At 73.9% G+C, this 20,072-nt stretch carries 14 protein-coding genes; 2 read left to right on the forward strand and 12 right to left on the reverse strand.

The features are described from left to right. Positions 1-191: 191 nt before the first annotated feature. The 7 genes from ABD671_RS00420 to ABD671_RS00450 all read right to left on the reverse strand — a co-directional run bounded on the left by ABD671_RS00420 (position 192) and on the right by ABD671_RS00450 (position 9,636). On the reverse strand, positions 192-1,043 hold the full coding sequence (locus ABD671_RS00420) for a hypothetical protein (protein ID WP_344731206.1): 852 nt from the start codon (positions 1,041-1,043) through the stop codon (positions 192-194). 135 nt (positions 1,044-1,178) lie between these two features. Next, positions 1,179-1,598, reverse strand: a complete 420-nt coding sequence (locus ABD671_RS00425; RefSeq protein WP_344731207.1) for a DUF2149 domain-containing protein — start codon at positions 1,596-1,598, stop codon at positions 1,179-1,181. Next, entirely contained in the window at positions 1,595-2,365 is a 771-nt protein-coding gene (locus tag ABD671_RS00430; RefSeq protein ID WP_344731208.1) for a MotA/TolQ/ExbB proton channel family protein, read from the reverse strand. Before ABD671_RS00430 ends, ABD671_RS00425 begins: the two co-directional genes overlap by 4 nt. 6 nt (positions 2,366-2,371) lie before the next feature. Continuing rightward, positions 2,372-3,733, reverse strand: a complete 1,362-nt coding sequence (locus ABD671_RS00435; protein ID WP_344731209.1) for a PKD domain-containing protein — start codon at positions 3,731-3,733, stop codon at positions 2,372-2,374. Positions 3,734-4,028: 295 nt separating this feature from the next. Beyond that, a complete protein-coding gene (locus ABD671_RS00440) occupies positions 4,029-7,010 on the reverse strand; it encodes a bifunctional [glutamine synthetase] adenylyltransferase/[glutamine synthetase]-adenylyl-L-tyrosine phosphorylase (protein ID WP_344731210.1) in 2,982 nt (993 codons plus the stop codon). Between the two features lie 28 nt (positions 7,011-7,038). After that, a complete protein-coding gene (locus tag ABD671_RS00445; protein ID WP_344731211.1) occupies positions 7,039-8,379 on the reverse strand; it encodes a glutamine synthetase family protein in 1,341 nt (446 codons plus the stop codon). 75 nt (positions 8,380-8,454) lie between these two features. Continuing rightward, positions 8,455-9,636, reverse strand: coding sequence for a sialidase family protein (locus tag ABD671_RS00450; RefSeq protein ID WP_344731212.1), 1,182 nt, complete (start codon positions 9,634-9,636; stop codon positions 8,455-8,457). A 691-nt stretch (positions 9,637-10,327) separates the two neighbouring features. Here ABD671_RS00450 and ABD671_RS00455 point away from each other — a divergent pair. Continuing rightward, positions 10,328-11,632 carry an HNH endonuclease signature motif containing protein gene (locus tag ABD671_RS00455; protein ID WP_344731213.1) on the forward strand — a complete coding sequence of 435 codons (1,305 nt, stop codon included), beginning with the start codon at positions 10,328-10,330 and terminating at the stop codon, positions 11,630-11,632. A 36-nt stretch (positions 11,633-11,668) separates the two neighbouring features. On the opposite strand, the gene ABD671_RS00460 is transcribed toward ABD671_RS00455, so the two are convergent. Together ABD671_RS00460 and ABD671_RS00465 are read right to left on the reverse strand one after the other, a co-directional pair. After that, entirely contained in the window at positions 11,669-15,592 is a 3,924-nt protein-coding gene (locus ABD671_RS00460) for an InlB B-repeat-containing protein (RefSeq protein ID WP_344731214.1), read from the reverse strand. A 186-nt stretch (positions 15,593-15,778) separates the two neighbouring features. After that, a complete protein-coding gene (locus ABD671_RS00465) occupies positions 15,779-17,125 on the reverse strand; it encodes a sensor histidine kinase (RefSeq protein WP_344731215.1) in 1,347 nt (448 codons plus the stop codon). A gap of 39 nt (positions 17,126-17,164) precedes the next feature. On the opposite strand from ABD671_RS00465, the gene ABD671_RS00470 reads away from it, so the two are divergent. Continuing rightward, a complete protein-coding gene (locus tag ABD671_RS00470) occupies positions 17,165-17,842 on the forward strand; it encodes a response regulator transcription factor (protein ID WP_344731216.1) in 678 nt (225 codons plus the stop codon). Between the two features lie 12 nt (positions 17,843-17,854). Here ABD671_RS00470 and ABD671_RS00475 read toward each other — a convergent pair whose 3' ends face one another. The 3 genes from ABD671_RS00475 to ABD671_RS00485 all read right to left on the reverse strand — a co-directional run bounded on the left by ABD671_RS00475 (position 17,855) and on the right by ABD671_RS00485 (position 19,990). Next, entirely contained in the window at positions 17,855-18,730 is an 876-nt protein-coding gene (locus ABD671_RS00475) for a COG4705 family protein (protein WP_344731217.1), read from the reverse strand. A gap of 75 nt (positions 18,731-18,805) precedes the next feature. After that, positions 18,806-19,447, reverse strand: coding sequence for a hypothetical protein (locus ABD671_RS00480; protein ID WP_344731218.1), 642 nt, complete (start codon positions 19,445-19,447; stop codon positions 18,806-18,808). Between the two features lie 96 nt (positions 19,448-19,543). Further along, the gene (locus tag ABD671_RS00485) at positions 19,544-19,990 is read right to left on the reverse strand and encodes a hypothetical protein (protein WP_344731219.1); all 447 of its coding nucleotides are present in this window, start codon (positions 19,988-19,990) and stop codon (positions 19,544-19,546) included. Positions 19,991-20,072: the final 82 nt, after the last annotated feature.

A 20,072-nucleotide genomic window follows, 5' to 3' on the forward strand; every position in this document is an offset into this window, starting at 1 on the left:
CGGCAAGCGATGTCTCACGCCCCGTCGACCTCGCGGCGAAACTGGAACGTGTTCTAGTCCGTCAACCTAGACGCCCGTCCGGCCGGTGTCCAGCGATCCCGCGCCTGCCGGACACGCAAGAAGACCCACGGCCCTCTCCTCCGCTGCGGAGAGGGCCGTGGGGCGGTGACCGCGCCGTGCGCGGTCACAGGTCACTTGACGCGCAGAGCGGTCTTCGAACCGTTGGTGAGGGTGTCGCCGCTGTAGACCAGCGTGAGCTTCTTGCCACGCGCGTTCTTCGGCAGCTTGAAGGCCGCCGTGCCGGCGCTGGAGAGGTTCTTGCTGGCGAGGGTCTTCTTGCCGAGCTTGGCGGTGACGCTGCCGGTGCCCGGGAGGCCGAGCTGGCGCACGACGGTGGCGCGGGCGGTGTACTTCCGGCCGGCCTTGACGACCGCACCGCTGGTCGAGGAGGTCTGCTTGAGCACGTTGAGCTGACCCAGGACCGGGTTGGTCGACGGGTCGAGCACGCAGGTGATGGTGGGCAGCAGGCCGCCGAGGGGCAGCATGTCGAAGCTCGTCGGCAGCGAGATGTCGTAGAGACCCGGCAGCGGCACGGTGAAGCCGCCCAGGGTGCCGGTGACGGGCAGGTCGAGCGAGCCGGTGCCCGGCAGGTTGGTCGTGGCGGCCGTGAGGCCGTCGAGCGGCAGGACCGTGTCGCCGGCGAGGAGGTTGAAGTTGGAGATCGTCGCGCCGAGCGAGGTCAGACCGAGGCCGGAGAGGGCGCTGAGCAGCGTCTCGGGCAGGGTCGCCAGACCGGCCACCGGGATGAGGTCGGAGGGGACGACGGCACCGGTCGGGACGGCGCTGGTGAGCGCGTCGGTGACCAGGCTGATCGGGATCGGGAACGACCCGAGGAGGGTGTTGCAGTCGTAGGTGGCCGTCGAGCTCGCGGCCTGGGCGGAGCCGCCCGTGGCGCCGACCATGCCGCCGACGGTGAGCGCAGTGGCGATGCCGGCGATGGCCGCGCGGCGGGTGGTCCGACGAGCGGACGAGGTGATTCCCATGGAGATGCTCCCCCTGTTGCCTTCTAGGTCAGGCGCCGCCGCCGTCCGGCGGCACCGAGCATCCCTACGGCCGTCGCGGGCCGGACTGAAGGAAAACCGGGCCCCGAGTTCGGGACAGACGGCCCGGAGGCGGCCTCAGGGGGCGGGGGCAGGGGTCGGCGAGGGGGTGGGGGCGGGCGTGCTCGGCGTCGTCGGGACGGCGGGCGGCGTCGCGCCGGCGCTGGGGCTCGGGGACGGGATGACGTAGACCAGGCGGCCGTCGGCCAGTTGGTAGACGGTGCCGACCGCGGTGCCGGGGCCGACGACCTCCTCCCCCGTCGGTGCGACGGGGCCGGTCTCGCTGCCGGTCGGAGCGGTGACCTGGCCGGCCGGCACGCGCTGGGCGGTGTCGGGGTCGGTGAGGGCGTCGGTGAGGTCGAGGGAGGACAGCGCGGCGAGCAGGAACCCCACCGAGAGCACGATGCCGAGGTCGAAGAGGTTGACCAGGCCGTCGAGCGGCTCGCCCTGCTCGCGGTCGCGCCGCGCGCGGCGGGCGCGCGTGCTGACGGGGATCACGAGGCACCGCCGTCGGCGGCGGGACGACGTCGCGGCAGCCGCGGGCGCGGGATCCGCCGCGCGGGCGTGTCATCCTCGGCGCCCGATCCGGGGGCGGCCTCGGGCTCGGCCTCGGGGTCGGCGGGCAGCTGCGGCGGTGCGCTGCCGTCGAGGTCGGCGGTGAGGATGGCGGCGACGTACTCGAGGTCGGAGTGGTCCTGGTCGTAGAGCCGCTCGCGGGTGATGGTGAGCGCGTAGGCGACGGCGCCGACGAGCAGGCCGAGCACGGTGATCGAGAACGCGACCCGCAGGTTCTGCGCGAGGGTCTCGACGTCGCCCGAGGCGAGGCCCTCGAGCGCCGGCGACAGCGGGATGAGGGTGCCCATCAGGCCCAGGGCCGGGCCGAAGCGCACGAGGAGGCGGGTGCGCGCCAGGCGCCGCTGGGCGGCGAAGTCGAAGTCGGCGAGCTCCTTGGCCAGCAGCGGCTCCGCCGAGGCGGGCCCGGCGAGTCGGGCGAGCACTGTGAGCACGGCGAGCATGTCGGCGCTGCGTGAGACCGGCTGGAGGGCCTCGACGGCGGCGTCGCGGTCGCCGGCGTCCAATGCCAGACGGGCGTCGGCGGCGGCGAGCGCGACGCCCCCGAGGCGGCGACCGCGGCGGCGCAGCAGCTCGATGAGCAGCGAGCCGACCTCCACCACCACCGCCGCGAGCGCGAGGAGGGCCAGGACGACAACGGGGCCCTCGAGGGCGTCGGCGGCGTCGAAGACGAGGTCGTAGAGGCGGTCCATCTGCGGTCAGCTCCGGGGTCGGGCGTCGGTTCCCGCGCCGGGACGGCGCGGGAGGCGGGCGAGGTGGGAGCTCTCACGCAGTGCACCGAGGCCGAGGAGGCCGAGGAGCAGCGCGACGTCGGGTGCCCACCAGGGCAGGTGCAGGGGTGCGGCGTCGCGCCCGGCCGCCGGGTCGGCGGTAATGGTCGGCTGCGGCACGGCGGTCGGCGTGCCGCCGGTCAGCACGAGACCGGTGACGTAGGTGGCGACGGCGGTGGGTGCGGGCGACCCGGCGGGGATCCTCGGCAGGCCGGGCGGGTCGAGGTCGGTGGCGGTGCCCGGGCCCTGGATCACCCCGGGACCACCCGGCGCCAGGGTGACGCCCGGGGCGACCGGCGGGAGCGAGGTCGGGGACGCCGTGGCGCTCGGTCCGCGGGTCGGGTGCCCCGAGGGATGGCCCGAGGGATGCCGGGTGGGGCTCGCCGTGGGGCTCGAGGACGGCGTGGCCGACGGGCTGGCGCTCGTGCTGGGGCTCGGGCTCGGGCTGCCCGCGACGGTGACCTCCACCGACACCGGGGCGGAGCGACCCCAGGAGCCGTCGTCGGCCTGCGCCTGCGCGAACACCCGGTAGGTGCCGGACGCGGCGTAGGTGTGCTCGACCTCGGCGCCGCGCCCGGGGTCGGTGCCGTCGCCGAAGTCCCAGGTGATGGCGAGGCCGGGCGGCTGCTGACCCTCGACCGAGGCGTCGAAGGCGACCGCCCCGTCGCCGCCGGGGTCGGCGTCGGCGTCGACCTGGAGCAGGCGGCCGGAGGTGTGCAGGACGATCTCGAGGGTGCCGCTGCCGAGGAGGAGGTAGCCGTCGCGGTTGGGGTCGCCGGAGAGGTTGGCGTCGTCGGCGGCGCGCAGCGGTCGCACGTAGCTGAGCCGATCGCCGTCGAGTCCGACGGCTGGCATGAGGGCGCCCTCGAACCCCGCGGCAGCGCCCCGGCCGAGTTCGCCGGCACGAAGCGGATGCGCGATGCCGTCGGGACCGCTCACCTCGGTGAACGTGACGGCGTCCGGGTCGGGAGCCCCTGCCCCCAGCGCCTGGGCGAGGGCGCGCAGCGTCACCCAGCGGCGTCCGACCGGCGTCGACGCCGCCCCGGACTCGTCGCGCAGGCCGTAGGGGCTGCCGTCTACGTCGACGAGCCGGCCCAGGTCGTCGAGGCTGAAGGTGCGAGTGGCGTCGGCGTCACCGGCGACGCGGACGACGACGACCGGCGGGTCGGCGGCGGCGGTCGGCGGGACACCGAGGCCGAACAGCCCGATCGCGGCGACGGCGAACGCGACGAGGAGCCCGCTCGCGAGGCGGGCGGCGCGGCGCCAGGCGGCGCGATGTGGCGGAAGCACGACAGGATCTCGGTGGGGATCTCGGTGGGACGACGGGCGGCGGGGGCGGGTGTCGTCAGCGTACAAGCCGGTCGCTGCGGTGTCGGAATCACCGGTGCACCGGCGATCGGACGACGCACCCCGCCACCAAGATCACGGAATGATAACGGGGAGGTCACGGTCCGTGACCTCCCCGATCATCGCGGATCCCCCACGTCACGGATCCGACCCACTGACGCTAGGCGCGGTGTGTGTCGCGGGTGTTACGCGGCCGTCTCCCCCGCATCTCGCCGGGGCACGGGAGGCGTGGTCCGCCTCACTCCCAGAAGACCCGGTCGACGACGCCGCGGGCCTGCCGCACGCAGCGCAGGTGGTCGTCGAGCATCTCCTCCGAGGCGCCGTCGGGGTAGCCGAGGATGCGGGCGACGGCGGCGCGTTCGCGTGGATCGCTCGGCAGGGCGTCGGCCGGCTTGCCGCGGACGAGGGTGACGGCGTTGCGGATGCGGCTGACCCGGCGCCAGGCGTCGGCGAGCACCTCGGCGTCGTGGTCGCCGACCAGGCCGGCCTCGCGGGCGGCCTCCAGGGCCGGCAGGGTGCGCGGGGTGCGCAGCCCCGGGACGTCGGCGGCGTGCCGCAGCTGGAGCAGCTGCACGGTCCACTCGATGTCGGCCAGACCGCCCCGCCCCAGCTTCAGGTGCGTGGCGCGGTCGGCGCCGCGGGGCAGCCGCTCGTCGTCGACGCGGGCCTTGATGCGGCGCACCTCGCGGATCTCCTCCTCGCTGAGCCCCCGCACCGGGTAGCGCAGCGGGTCGATGAGGGCGGTGAAGCGCTCCCGCAGACCCGGGTCGCCCACGGCGGCGTCCGCGCGCAGCAGCGCCTGGGCCTCCCACACCTTCGACCACTTCGCGTAGTAGGCCGCGTAGGCGTCGAGGGTGCGCACGAGCGGCCCCTGCTTGCCCTCCGGGCGCAGGTCGGCGTCGAGTTCGAGGGCCGGGTCGGCGCCGGGCAGGGCGAGCAGGCGCCGCATCTCGTTGGCCACCGCGAAGGCGTAGGTCGAGGCCTCGTGCGGGTCGACGCCCGGCAGGGGGTCGTGCACGAAGAGGACGTCGGCGTCGCTGCCGTAGGAGAGCTCGAAGCCGCCGTAGCGGCCCATCGCCACGATCGCCAGCGCGGTCGGCGCCTGGGCGAGGCCCCGCTGCTCGCGCACCTGCGCCCCGACCACCTCCAGCGTGGCCTCGAGCGTGGCGTCGGTCAGCCGCGACAGGCCGGCGCCCACCCCCGCGACCTCGGTGAGCCCGAGCAGGTCGCCGGCGGCCAGGCGCAGCAGTTCGCGCCGCCGCACCGCACGCACGGCTCGGACGGCCCGCTCGGGCTCGGGACGCCGCGAGGCCGCCGCACGCATCTCCTCCAGGAGGGCCTCGGCGGGCTGCGGCTCCAGCGACTCGGCGAGCATCCGCACGCCCTGCGGCTCCCGCTCGAGCAACCCGGTGGCGTAGCGGGAGGTGGCGAGCAGGGCGGCCAGCCGCTGGGCCACCTGACCCTCGTCACGCAGCGTCGTGAGGTACCAGGGCGTCTCCCCCAGCGACTCGCTGATGCGCCGGAACCCGAACAGTCCGGCGTCGGGGTCGGGGGCCTGCGCGAACCACTGGAGCATCACCGGCAGCAGGGTGCGCTGGATGCTCGCGGTGCGCGTGACCCCGGCCGTCAGGGCGTCGAGGTGGCGCAGCGCGGCCTCGGGGTCGGCGTAGCCGAGCGCCGCGAGCCGCTCGCGGGCGGCGTCCGGGGAGAGCCGTGCCTCGGGGCCCGGGATGCGGGCGACCGCGGTCAGCAGCGGACGGTAGAAGAGCTTCTGGTGCAGGCGGCGCACCTCGCGCCGGTGGTGGGCCCACTCCCGCTCCAGCGCCTCGGCGGGGTCCTTGAAGAGGCCCATCGAGCGGCCCAGGCGCCGCAGCCGCTCGGGGTCGTCGGGCACCAGGTGGGTGCGCCGCAGCTGGAGCAGCTGGATGCGGTGCTCGAGGGTGCGCAGGAAGCTGTAGGCGCGGTGCAGCGACTCGCCGTCCTGGCGCCCGATGTAGCCGCCGCGGGTGAGTTCGGCCAGCGCGCTCAGCGTGGTGGGGCAGCGCAGCGACTCGTCGGCGCGGCCGTGCACCAGCTGGAGCAGCTGGACGGCGAACTCGACGTCGCGCAGCCCGCCCTCGCCGAGCTTGAGCTGGCGCTGCGCCTCCTTCGCCGGGATGTGGTCGACGACGCGGCGTCGCATCGCCTGGGTGTCCTCGACGAACCCCGGGCGCTCGGCCGCTGTCCACACCAGCGGCGCCAACTGCTCGACGTAGGCCTCCCCCAGCTCGCGATCGCCGGCCGCCGGGCGGGCCTTCAGCAGCGCCTGGAACTCCCAGGTGTTCGCCCACCGCTGGTAGTAGCCGAGGTGGCTGGCCAGGGTGCGCACGAGCGGCCCGGACTTGCCCTCGGGCCGCAGCGCGGCGTCGACCTGCCAGATCTCGCCCTCGCCGGTGGGCTCGGAGCAGATGCGCATGAGGTGGCTGGCCAGCTGGGTCGCGGCCCGGTTGGCCACGTTGTCCGCGGCCCCCTCGCGCGGCTCGTAGACGAACACGACGTCGACGTCGGAGACGTAGTTGAGCTCGTGACCGCCGCACTTGCCCATCGCGATCACCGCCAGGCGCGTGGACGCCGCCGCCTCGCCGACCCGCTGCCGGGCGATCGCGAGCGCCGCCTCGAGGGTGCCGACCGCGAGGTCGGAGAGCTCCGCGGCGACGTCGTCGACGCCGACGTGGTGGGCGAGGTCGCGTGAGGTCAGCCGCAGCAGCAGCCGACGGTACTCCACGCGCAGCGCGTCGAGGGCGAGCGCGTCGGGCAAGGTGGCGACCGGCTCGTCGTCACGGGGATCGGCGCCCACCGCCATCAGCAGGTCGGCGCGCAGCGAGGCACGGGTCGGCCGGGTCGAACCGAGCACCGGGTCGGTCAGCTCCAGCCAGTGCTCGGGATGCCGCACCAGGTGGTGACCCAACGCCTCGCTGGCCCCGAGCACGCACAGCAGCCGCATCGCGGTGCCCTCGTCGTCGGCCACCGCGGCGAGCATCGACCGCGGGTCGTCGAGCGCGCCTGCCAGCACCTCCAATGCCGCCAGGGCCCGGTCGGGGTCGGCGGTGCGGCCGAGCAGCGCGAGCAGCGGATCGGCCGCCGCACCCAACCGCTCCAGCGCCGCGCGGGCGCCGTCCGGGTCGGTGAATCCCAGCCGCAGCAGCTGGCCCTTGGCGGTCGCGGAGGCGGAGCGGGGCACGGACGGCGTCCGATCGAGGCCGGGCCGATCAGATGATCGGCAGCATCCGGTCGCGCTCGAAGGCCGAGACCTGGCCGCGGTACTCGTCCCACTCCTGGCGCTTGTTGCGCAGGAGGAAGTCGAAGACCTGCTCGCCCAGCGTCTCCGCGAGCAGCTCGGACTCCTCGGCGATGGTGATGGCCTCGTTGAGGTTGCGCGGCAGCGGCGCGATGCCCAGCGAGGTGCGCTCGCGCTCGCTCAGCGACCACACGTCGTCCTCGGCCTCGGCGGGCATCTCGTAGCCGTGCTCGACGCCCTTGAGACCGGCGGCGAGCACCGCCGCGTAGGCCAGGTAGGGGTTGCAGGCGGCGTCGATGGTGCGCAGCTCGACGCGGGTCGACTGGCCCTTCATCGGCTTGTACATCGGCACCCGGATCATCGCCGAGCGGTTGTTGTGGCCCCAGCAGACGTAGGACGGCGCCTCGCCGCCGAACATCATGCGCTTGTAGGAGTTGACCCACTGGTTGGTGACCACCGAGATCTCACCGGCGTGACGCAGGACGCCGGCGATGAACGCCCGGCCCGTGCGGGAGAGCTGGTACTCGGCACCCGCCTCGTAGAAGGCGTTCTCGTCGCCCTCGAAGAGGCTGAGGTGGGTGTGCATGCCCGAGCCCGGGTGGGTGGTGAACGGCTTGGGCATGAAGCTGGCCCAGATGCCCTGGCTCAGCGCCACCTCGCGGATGACCGTACGGAAGGTCATGATGTTGTCGGCGGTGGAGAGCGCGTCGGCGTAGCGCAGGTCGATCTCCTGCTGACCCGGGCCTGCCTCGTGGTGGCTGAACTCCACCGAGATGCCCATCGCCTCGAGCATCGTGATCGCCTCGCGGCGGAAGTCGGCGCCCTCGGACTGAGCGGTGTGGTCGAAGTAGCCGCTGCGGTCGACCGGCACCGGCTCCTCCCCCACGCCCGGGAGGTCCTTGAAGAGGTAGAACTCGATCTCGGGGTGGGTGTAGAAGGTGAAGCCCTGCTCGGCCGCACGCCCCAGCGCCCGCTTGAGCACGTGGCGCGGGTCGGCGAAGGACGGCGAGCCGTCGGGCATCTCGATGTCGCAGAACATGCGGGCCGTCGCCGGGCCGTCGCTGCTGCGCCACGGCAGGATCTGGAAGGTCGAGGGGTCGGGCTTGGCGAGCATGTCGGACTCGAAGACACGGGTGAAGCCCTCGATCGCCGAGCCGTCGAAGCCGATGCCCTCAGAGAAGGCCCCCTCGAGCTCGGCCGGGGCCACGGCCACCGACTTCAGCGAGCCGAGCACGTCGGTGAACCACAACCGCACGAACCGGACGTCACGCTCCTCGAGAGCGCGGAGAACGAAGTCTTCCTGCTTGCCCATGCGCGGGAGCCTAGCGGCGTCGCGGGGCACCGGAGGGGTCGGCCCGATGAACTCCGCGGTCGGGACCGTCGAGGCTCAGCGGGGGAAGTGCCGCACCGGCCCCGCGCTGCCGTCCGCACCGACCTCGAGGTACCCGTCGTCGAGGCCGACCGCGACACCGTCCTCGAGGGCGGTGACGGACGTCGGCGTCGCGCCGTCGGGCAGCCGGACCTTCTCGAACGTCGTCCAGGAGTCGTCGCTGCTGCGGAACAGGGCGGTGACGGCCCCGCGCCGGTCGGTCTCGCCGAGCACGTAGAGCGAGCCGTCGGGCGCGGCCACCAGGGAGTCGACGAAGGTGAAGGGAACGTCGTCGGCGCCGAGCGTCGCCCAGGTGCGGCCGCCGTCGGGCGTCACCGCCAGCGCCGCAACGGGCAGCAGCGTGGCCCCGTCGTACCCGGCGAGGGCGGCGGCGTGGTCGTCGTGAGCGGCGAGGTAGGCCGGGAAGGCGGTGTCCTTCGGCGGCAGGTCGATGCGGTCACGCACCCAGGTGCTGCCGTCGGCGGTGTGCCACACGTCCATCGGCCCCGGGGTGCCGTCGGCGGTGTGCCACACGTCCATCGGCCCCGGGGTGCCGTCGCCGTACGCGAAGGCCCACAGACCCCCGCGACCGTCGGAGGTGACGCTCTGCCAGCGGCGCACGCCCGCCGGCCGATCGACCGGCGCGCGGGTCGCCGTCGTCGGGTCGACCAGGTCGTAGCCGCGGGGGCCGCTCACCGGGACGGCGTCCGCCAGCGCCGCGGCCGGCAACGGTGTCCGGACCGTGCGCACCTGCTGGGTCGTGCCGGATGGGTCGATGACGAGCGAACGACGCCCACCCGCCTCGGTGAGCACGAAACGGCCGGCCGACGCGGTCGCCGTCCAGCTCAACCGGCCCGGCAGCAGACCGGAGGCCTTCGCGCTCGGGATCGTCCAGGCCGAGCGGCACACCGTCGCGTCGTCCGCTGCGGTCGAGCACTGCTGCGCCAGCCCCAGCTCCGCCTCCCCGACCGTCGCCGCCGGCGCGGTCAGGCGACCGGAGGCGATGACCTCGGCCGCCGTGGGCGTCGGCGGTGTGTCGGCCGAGGGGCTCGCTGAAGGAGTGGTCGACGCGGTGGTCGAGGCGCTGGTCGCCGGTGCGGCGGCGATCTCGACCTCGGTGCTGCCGCCGCTGCACGCGGCGGTGGTGCCGAGCAGCGCGGAGATCGCCAGGGTGCTGAGCAGGGTGCGGCGTCGCGTCATCGCGGTGCTCCGATCGTGAAGTGCGGCGAGGGCGTCCGGTCGGCGTCCCTCCGATGTCGGTGAGAGGGGTCGTCGGGGGCTGGGGTTGTCGGTGGGGGTGGGGTTTCGGGGGGCGAGGGGTTCGGTGGTCGAGGTGCTCCGGTGGTCGAGGTGCGAGGCGCCCCGGCGCCGAGGTGCGAGGCGCGCTCCGGTGGTCGAGGTGCGAGGCGCCCTGGCGCCGAGCCGCGAGACCCGGTGGGGTGGACGCCGAAGGCGGGGACGTCGTCGCTGCTCCGTGTCTCCTCCCGGTTTCCTCGCTCGCTCCGGGTGAAAGGCGCCAGCTACGGCGGTGCCGGGTTGCTCTCGGTGTTCGGGTCGCCGCCTGCTTGGGATCGAAAGGCGCCGGCTACGCAGATCGGCGGTTCCCGCTGCCTCTCGGGTGCGGGGGTCTCGCGGCTCGCTTCGCTCGCACCTCGACCACCGACCGAGCCCGCTTCCGGTGGTCGAGGTGCGAGGCGCCCCGGCGCCGAGCCGCGAGACCCCGCAAGGTGGACGCCGACAGCAGGCGATCTGCGGCTCCCGTCCGGTGGCTGAGGTGCCCGAGCCCCCGGGCGAGGGCCTCGAAGCCCAGCAAGCCGAATAGCAGCCGCAACCACGCAGATTCATGCGCTCTCATCCTTGTCTTCGAACACCAGTTCGAGTAGACTGAGGCATGGCCTCCCCCACCCCACACCAGGATCTCCGGGACCCCCGGTCCCTCCTGGTCCACGCGCGCGACGCGCGGGTGGTGGCCGAGGACGCCGAACGATCCGTGTTCATCGCCGCCGCCCGCTGGGCTCTCGCGCACCCTGCGGCTGACGAGTGGGACAGCGCGTGTGTTCCCGGCACCGAACGCGAGTTGGCGATCGCCGGCCAAGGAGCACCTCTGGTGGCGGAGTTCTGCATCGACGAGTTCGCCGCCGCCATCGGCCTCTCGACCGATGCCGGGCACTACTACATCGGCGACGCCTTGGAGTTGGCCGCTCGCCTTCCGCGTTGCTGGCGACGTGTCGAGGCCGGTGAGGTGACGGTGTGGCGGGCCCGGAAGATCGCCCAAGCCACCCGACTGCTCTCACCCGAGGCGGTCGCGCTGGTCGACCAGCGGCTCGCTGCGTTTGCGCACTCCATCGGCGGACGCGGGATCGAGCAGACCGTCAAAGCAGCTGAGGCCGAAGCCGACCCCGAGGTCATCAAGGCCAGGCGGGAAGCGGCTGACGACAAGCGACACGTGACCATCTACTCCCGTCACGTCGACTTCCACGGCCGCGTCGACATCGAAGGCGCCCTCGACCTCGCCGATGCGTTGGATCTCGAGGACGCCCTCGCCGCCGTCGCTGCCCAACTCAAAGACCTCGGCTGCGAGGAGTCGCTGGACGCACGACGGGCCATGGCACTCGGCGAACTCGCACGACGCGAAGCCTCGTTGACCTTCGACACGGCTGGAACGACTGAACCGGTGCGGTCCAAGCGGACCCTCCAGCTCTACGTCCACATCAGCCACGCACCCGGCCAGAACCCCTTCGGAACAGCTGCTCGTGTCGAGAACACCCGCACCGCCCTCGACCTCGACACCCTCCGCTCCTGGTGCACCGACCCCGACACCCAACTCGTCGTCCGACCCGTCCTCGACCTCGCAGAGCACCGATCGAGTGAGTCCTACGAGATCCCCACACTCCTCCGGGAACAGGTGATCCTCCGAGACGTCACCTGCGTCTTCCCCCACTGCACCAGGCCCGCACGCAGCGCCGACATCGACCACATCGTCCCGTGGGACGAAGGCGGAACCACCAGTACAGACAACCTCGCCGCGCTCTGCAGGCATCACCACCGCATCAAGACCCACCACGGCTGGACCTACACACCCGTCGATCCGAACGACACCAGCGGCCCACCCGGCAGCTACCGCTGGACCAGCCCCCACGGCCAGCAGTACCTCCGCACACCCACCGGCACCACGCAGCTCACCACGACAGCCTGAACCCCACCCGGGGCTCAGGCCCGTCGTGCTGCCCGGTCACCGGTCGAGGATGGATCCAAGGGAGATGCCGCGGGTCCGGGTGCGGTAACCGTCGGAGACGAAGGTGGCCGTGGCGCGGAGGCGGGCACCCTGCTGACCGGCGGTGGGTCGGTACTGCGGCGCGGTGGCGCCGGGGACGACGACGTAGCCGCGGTGCCCCGGTGCACGGACGAGCCACCGCCAGCGCACGGTGAGCGTGCCGGCCTCGACGAGTCGCTCGTAGCGGGCGCGGGCACGCTCGGAGGCGAAGCGGAGCCGAACGCCGGACAGGCGCCCGATCTGAGGAGTCGTCGGGATGGTCCGCAGCAGCGCGAAGCGCGGCAGCGATCCACGCCGGACGGACGAGCCGGTGTCGCTGGTGAGCGTGGTCGGGCTGTAGCCGGCGGCGGAGTAGGTGATCTCGGCCCGGAGGACCGCTCCGAGATCGGACGGCGTCACCCGGTACCGGGACCCGATGGCGCCCGGGATGTCGACCGGGACGGCGACGCGGAGCCAGCCCGGCATCGTGCGTCCGGAGAAGGTGACCAGCCGCTGCCACTGGACATCGACGGTGGTCGGGATGGTCGTGGAGGTGGGGGCCGACGCGACCAGGACGCCGCCGACACGCACCGGCCCGGAGACGGTGGGGAGCTCCAGCGTGGGCACCGAGGGAGCGATGGTCGGGGTGGGGACGTCGGACGGTGAGGACGTCGGCGATGCCGTGACCGTCACCGGAGGCGCCGTCACCGTCGCCGTCGAGGTCACCGGAGGCGCCGTCACCGTCGCCGTCGAGGTCACCGGAGGCGCCGTCACCGTCGCCGTCGAGGTCACCGGAGGCGCCGTCACCGTCGCCGTCGCCGTCGCCGTCGAGGTCGCGGTCGCCGTCGTGGTCGCCGTCGCCGTCGTGGTGGCCGTCGCCGTCGTGGTGGCGGTCGCCGTCGTCGTTGCGGTCGTGGTTGCCGTGGCGGTGGTCGTCGCGGTGGTCGTCGCCGTCACCGTCGCCGTGACCGTCGGCAGGACGACGGTCGAGGTGTCGGTGGGGCCGGTGAGCGGCGTCCAGCGGGCATGGGCTGTGAGCGGGACGGCGGCGCCGTCGGAGCTGGACCCCGGGAGCGCCGTGGTGTCGGTCAGGGAGGTCCCCGACCCGTCCGTCGCGGTGTTCCACCCGGCGAAGGTGTACCCGGCGCGGACCGGAGCGCTCGGGAGGGCGAGTCCGGCGTCGGCGAGGGAGCCGGCGAGCACCAGCATCGGGGACGGCGGGGTGCCGGCGCCGCCGGCGAGGTCGACGGAGACCAGGAAGTGGCGATGCAGGATGGCCACGGGCCGGGCGACGTCGGGGGCGGCGACCGAGGCGGCGGGCAGGAGGATCCGCCCGTCGTTGAGCACCTGGCCGATGCTCCCGGAGGCCGGGCCGGTGATCGATCCGTAGGTCGGCGAGGCGTCCTCCGAACCGGTGATCGTGCCACCGGAGGAGACGACGACCTCGGCGCCCGCCGTGTCGGTGTCGGGGACGACGAGGGCTCCCGTGGGCAGACGCAGCACGCCGCCGTTCGCGACCGTGAGGTGGCCGAAGCCGCCGGAGCCGGTGGCGCCCAGGCCGACGGCGGATCCTCCCCCGCGGGCCACGAGGGTGCCCTCGACCACGACCGTCACGTCGCCCGCGCCCGAGGCGGCGCTGCCGACACCCGCCGCGTCGTCCGAGCCGATCGCCACGACGCGGGCTCCCGACCGCACGGTCAGCGACCCCGCTCCTCCCCCGCCGATCGGGTCGGAGCTCGAGCCGCTCCCGATGCCGGGGCCCTGCGTACCACCCTGCGCGACGACCCGGGCCGTGCCGCCCACGACCGTGGTGCCACCACGGCCCGCCGTGCCGAAGCCGCCGCCGATACCGGCCGCGTCGTCCCCACCGGTCGCCTGCACGCTCGCCGATCCGTCGACGGCGAGCCGGCCGGCAGCACCGCCGATGCCGCCGCCGATGCCCGCGGCGCCGTAGCCCCCCGCAGCCGTGAGGCTCGCGGCGTCCGTGACGGTGACGGACCCCGACGATGCCGACAGCACGCTGCCGCCGACGCCGGCCCCGCTGTCGCCGCCCGACGCCTCCACCCGGGCCCGGCCACCGATGGTGAGGGAGGCGCTCGGCGGGACGCCGATGCCGGCCGTGCCGTCGGCCGAGGAGGCGTCGACGAGGAGGCGCCCGGCGGTCGCCGGCGCGATCGAGCTGTCGGTGACGGTGAGGTCGACGCCGGGGAGCAGGCGGACGTCCCGCACCGTCAAGGTGTGCCCGGCCAGATCGAGTCGGGCCGGGCAGCCCACCACCAGTTCGGTCGCCGCGGCCGTCAGGTCGGTGCTGAGGGTGATCGGTGTCGGGTCGGTTTCGCACGGTGTCCCCGAGCCGGCGCCCGCCTCCAACGCCGTCGCCAGGGTGGCGATGGTGGCGGTGGCGGAGGTCCAGCGGGCCACCAGCGTGAGCCGCACCGGCGATCCGTCGGTCGACGAGCCGGGCAGGACGGTGTCGTTCGTGATGTCGCTGCCGGCACCGTTCGCGGCGGTGTTCCAGCCGGCGAAGACGAATCCCGGACGACGCGGTGCGGCGGGCAGCGAACGGTCGCCCTCGGCGATGGTCGCGGCGAAGACCCGGAACGAGGGCGGGGGCGTGCCGGCGGCACCACCGAGGTCGAAGGAGAGGTCGTAGTGGTGCCGGAGCACGGTCACCGTCGGACCGGGCGACGGCGCGAGGACCTTCGTCGTGGGGAGGCGGATCGCGCCGTCGTTGCGCACCTGGCCGCTTCCGACCAGCCGGGCCGACGTCGACGGCGTCCCGGCAGCGGCAAGGGAGCCGGTGATGACGCCACCGTCGTCGACGACGATCTCGGGCCCGGTCGGATCGGTGTCGGGGACGACGAGGTCGCCCTGCGGCACCCGCAGGACGCCGTCCCGTGCGACGTGCACATGGCCGAACGCCACACCGGAGGCGGCGCCCTCCCCCAGGCCGAGCGCGGTGGAGCCACCGCGGGTGACGAGGGTGCCCGCGACCTCGACCTCGCCGCCCGCACCCGCACGACCGCCGCCGACGCCTGCTGCGCCACTGCCGCCGATCGCGGTGAGCCGGGTGCCGGCGCCGACCGCGGTCGTGCCCGTGCCGTGGTTGCTGTCGGCCCCGCCGCCGACCCCGGCGCCGCCCGCGCCGCCCTCAGCGATCACCACCGCGTGGTCGCGCAGCGTCGTCGACCCACCGCCCGCGGAGTTGAAGCCGCTGCCGATCCCCGAGCCCAGGCCGCCTCCGTATCCGCGGAGCTCGGCCTGGTCGGAGACGACGACCACGCCGCCGTCGCCCTGGTCACCGCCGCCGATACCGGCCGCGCTGTCGCCGCCGAAGCCCTCGACATGGGTGTCGTCCTCGACGGTGAGCGTGCCACCGGAGCCGTGGACGCCGCCGCCGATGCCCGCGCCGCCGGCACCGCCGCTCGCGACCAGAGCCGCCCGGTCGGAGACGACCAGGGTGCCGGCGTCGTCCCCGTCGTCACCGCCGATGCCGGCCGCGCCGAGGCCGCCGGTCACCGAGAGCCGCGCCGAGCCCGTGATGCGGACCTCCGCACGGGTGGTCGAGATGCCGGCGACGCCGTCGACCGGCGCCGTCCCGAGCGTGAGGATGCCTGCGCCGGTGACGGGCGAGCTGTCGGTGATCGTGAAGACCACCCCGGGTGAGACGGCGATGTTGCGGACCGTCACGGCGTGGCCGGCCAGATCGATGATCCCGCTGCACGCGACCGTCAACTCCAGGGCGGGGTCGACGACGTCGTTCGCGATGACCAGCGGCACCGTCGGATCAGGGCAGGGCTGGGCGCTGTCCGCCGCCGCCCGCGGGACGAACGGCAAACCCGCCACGGCGGCGGCGCCCGCCACCACGACGACGACGCGGGAGCGGGCAGGGAGACGGCGCATGGGACACATCCGAGGGGAGGGGGTTCCCGGAGACGGGGCGTCGGCACCGTAGGACGGCGGCCGTGGACCCGCTGCCGGAAGGCGCGCAGCGGGGACCTGGGTCTCGGCGCGCGGTCTGGACCTGGACGACCCACGTCCTTCCGCGGCGGATCGAGGACGCGACCCGGATCGGGTGGATCTCGACGCTCACCCACGCGGCAGCGACACCTCGACGACGGCGCCCTCGCCGGGAGCCGGCGTCCCCAACCGCAGGGAGCCGCCGAGGGTGTGCGCGACCCGCAGCGCGACGGCGAGCCCGAGGCCCGTGCCACCGGAGCCGGAGACGCCGGCGTCGAAGATGCGGTCGGCCACGGTCGGGTCGATGCCCGCGCCGTCGTCGGCGACGCGGACGACGACCTCGTGGGCCTCGGTGCGCGCGGTCAGGGCGATGCGCGTGCGGGCATGCCGGACGGCGTTCTCGACGATCGGGGTCAGGCAGCGGACGACGAGGGCAGCCGGGGCCGTCACCTCGATCCCGCCGGCGGACGCCTCGACGTCGAAGGCGAGGGACGCTGGCACGAGCGGGCGCAGCGCGGCGACGACCTCGGCGAGCTCGGTGGCGGCCAACTGGTCGGTGGGCAGACGATGGCGGGCGAGATCGAGCAGGGTGGAGATGGTGGTGCTCATCGAGCGCGCGGCCTCGGCGATGCGCGTGTAGTCCTCGGCGGCGCGTGGATCCGGGCTGCCGCGCATCTCCCCCAGCTCGGCGATCCCCTGGATGGCCGTGAGCGGGGTGCGCAGTTCGTGGGCGAGCTCGGAGCTGAGCCGCTGCTCGGCCCGCAGGGCACCGGCCACCCGGTCCAGCAGCCCGTCGAGACTGGCGCCGAGCCCCGCCAGCTCGTCGGTCCCGGGCGGGAGGTCGAAGCGACGTCCCAGATCGTGCTCGCTCCAGTCGGTGGCCAGCGCCGCCATCGTGGTGACCGGGCGGAGGGCCTGCGAGGTCACCCGGTGCGCGATCAGCCCGGAGACCGCGATCGCCACGAGCCCGCCGACGAGCGTGGCGAGCAGGGCGTAGCGCTCCGACCGTTCGTACGGGGCGGTCGCCTGGCTGACGACCACCACGCCGCGCCAGCCGGCGTCGGTGGTGACCACCCGGGCGAGCAGCCGCAGACCGCCCGGGGCGTCATCGACCAGCGAGGTGGCGGTGGCGGACGGCGCGGTGAGGTCCTCGGCCAGATCGTCGGCGGGGTCGCGGGCGTCGGCCTCGATCGACCCGGTCACCAGGCGGGCCCGCTGGTCGTAGACCCGAACACCGGGGTCGAGGTAGGCGCCCAGGCGGGCGTCGGGGCGCGACCCGCCCCGGGTGTCGACGACGGAGACGACGGCGTCCATGCGATCGCGCAGCACGCTGTCGATGTCGGACTGGGCGGTGCGGGCGAGCACCACCTGGGTGCCGACGCCGACCGCGATCACGACGGCCGTCATCAGCAGCAACGTGGAGACGACGATCTGGCCGCGGAACGACCGCGGACGCAGCTCCGGTCGTCGCACCACTGCCGCTCGCCCTCCTCGATGGTCGGTCACACTGTGCCCATGGCGGTGATCGGCATCTGCGAGGACGACCCCCGGATCCGATCCGTGCTGGCGGAGGCCCTGACGCTCGCCGGCCACGACTATCGCATGGCCCACGACGCCCGGGAGGCCCTCGCCCTCTTCGGCCCCGGGGTCGCCCTCGACGCCCTGATCCTCGACATCGGCCTGCCCGACGCCGACGGCCGCGACCTGTGCCAGGCGCTGCGCGGCAACGGCCAGCCGGCGCCCGTCCTCTTCCTCACCGCCCTCGACGCGCTGCACGACCGTCTTGCGGGCTTCAGCGCCGGCGCCGACGACTACCTCGTCAAGCCCTTCGCCATCAAGGAGCTGCTCGCGCGGCTCGAGGTGCTCGTGCGCCGGGCACGTCACGAGGCACCGACCATCGGGGACGTCGTCCTCGACCCGTCGCGGCATGCGCTCCTGCGGGGCGGCCGGGAGGTCTCCCTGAGCCCCACCGAGTTCCGGTTGCTCGCGGCCCTGGTCTCCCGGGACGGCGACGTCGTGCGTCGGGCCACGCTGATCGCAGCAGCGTGGCCCGACGGGGCGATGGTCAGTGACAACACCCTCGACTCCTACGTGCGGCGGGTGCGGGTGAAGCTGGAGGAGGTCGGATCCTCCGCGGTCATCCGCACCGCCCGAGGGATCGGGTACCGCTACCTCGCCGACGGCGGCGAGTGACGGCGTCCGCGATCACGCTGCAGCGGCGACCGCGAGCTTCGTCTCCCTGCGGGTCTGCAGGGTCACCCAGGCGACGCCGCCGATCATGATGATCGCCAGCACGGCCGAGGCTCCGTAGGTGCCCAGGCCCAGACCGCCCTTGATGGTCGGCTTGGTGAAGTAGTCGCCGACGGTGGCGCCGAGCGGGCGGGTCAGCACGAACGCCGCCCAGAACAGCACCGTGTTCGGCACGCCCTCGACGAAGTAGAGCGCCGCGATGATCGCGATCAGGACGGCGATGAGCGCCGCACCGCCCGCGTAGCCCAGCCCCGAGGAGTCGGAGAGGAAGTCGCCGAGCGAGGTGCCCAGGGTGTTGGAGATCAGGATCGCGGTCCAGAAGAGCGCCTCGGCCTTGAAGGAGGTGATCTTCGTGATCGAGAACGGGTGGCCCGTCGCCCGCCAGACGGCGAAGGTGATGATCAGCAGCGAGGACAGGATCGCGGCACCGACCGGGTAGCCGATGCCGAGCCCCTGCGGGCCCCAGCCGAGCGAGGTGGCGCCGTTGGAGAGGTACTTCGCCGAGGCGTCGCGGTTCATGAAGTCGCTGATGGTGGTGCCGGCCATCGAGGTGGTGAGGATGACCGCCCAGTAGAAGGCCGGGTGGTAGCTCTTAGCCCGCAGCTGCGCGACCAGGCTCACCAGGAAGATGGCGAAGAGGGCCACGGTCGAGAGGAAGTACCCGAACTTCAGGGTCTGGGAGAACATGTCGCCCCCGGTCTCGCCGAGGGTGGTGGCGGCGATCTTGATGACCCAGTAGAGGAGGGTCACCTGGGGCAGCTTGTGAGTGGCCGCGTAGCCGAGCTCCTCGAGGTCGAGGTCGCCGTCCGGGGCCATGCGATGTGTCGTCATGCCCGGAAGGGTGAGGGGCGGTGCCTGACGAGAACCTGACTGTCGACACCGCCCCGCCCGACCGGGACACCGGCCTCAGCTGTGGCAGTAGAAGGCGTCCTGGTTGGCGATGATGCCCCGGTAGGTGCGCATGTTCGGGGCGTACCACTCCAGGGTGGTCGGCGTGTAGGCGCGCGGCGTGTGGGTGGGCGAGCCGTCGACGGCCTTGGTGCGGGCGTGGGCGACCGTGATCGGGATCGTGATCGCGGAGTCCTCGGTGCCGACCCAGCAACCGGCGGCCCGCTTGGCCTTCGCGGCCTCGGCGCGGGTCACGGTGTCGCCGGGCTGCTTGCCGGCGTAGCGGAAGACGACGTTCGGCACGGCGCCGATGCCGCCGTCCCACGGGGCCTGCACGGTGATGCTCATCGAGCTGGTGCGGCCGGTCGGCACGGTCCAGGCGACCTCGCCGTCCTGCACCTTCTTGGCCTTCGTGTGCCACACGTAGGGGCGACCGTCGATGGCCTGCCAGAGGCGGAAGGTGCACCCCTCGCAGCCGGTGACGTCGAGAGTGACGGTGGTCGTCGGCGTGGCCGACTGACTGGCCGACTGACTGGCCGACTGACTGGCCGACGGGGCGGCCTGGGCGCCCGAGCCGAGGGCGGAGACGCCGAGAGCTGCGGCGCCGAGGGCGGGGACGACGGCGAGCAGCGCGCGGGAGCGGGGAGAGAAGAGCGACATGGTTCCTCCGAGATGCGGCCCCGGGTGGTCGGGGCGTCCATCACCTAGACGCCTCGACCGCCGGGGATGTTGCAGCCGATCTCGCCTCGTCGTCCCCTAGCCCTCGGGGATCTCGTTGCGCTCCAGCTCCGCGATGGTGGGCATGCCCCGGTTGCAGAACACGTCGATCTCCACCGACGACCGGCCCCGCGTGAAGATCGCGTCGACGTCGTCGTCCGGTCCGGGCTCGTAGCTCACCACGCGCCATCCCGGGGCGGGCATCGCGCGAAGGCCCTCGGCATAGGCACCGCGGCACCGCACGACGAAGCGGCCGTGCGCGCCGGAGAAGACCCGTCGCTCCCCCGGCTCCTCCAGCCGCGTGGGTGCCGCGGCCCCGAGCTGCGCCTCGCGGACGGCCTCGTTGTCGCCGATCGGTCCCCGGTCGCGGAAGCTCGCCCCGAGCCCGGAGACGGCGAGCACGCCCACCACGACGGCGGCCGTGGCGGCCGCGACCCAGGCGGCGACCAGGCCGACGGCGCGCGCGGCAGGACGAGTCGGGCTCACCACGCCACTGTGCCCGCGCGAGCCCCTGCGGGACACCAAGACCGGGTTAAGGCGCGGCTAAGGTACCGGCGCGGGCATCGGG

It is taken from the genome of Nocardioides fonticola (genome assembly GCF_039536805.1).
GTDB lineage: Bacteria > Actinomycetota > Actinomycetes > Propionibacteriales > Nocardioidaceae > Nocardioides > Nocardioides fonticola.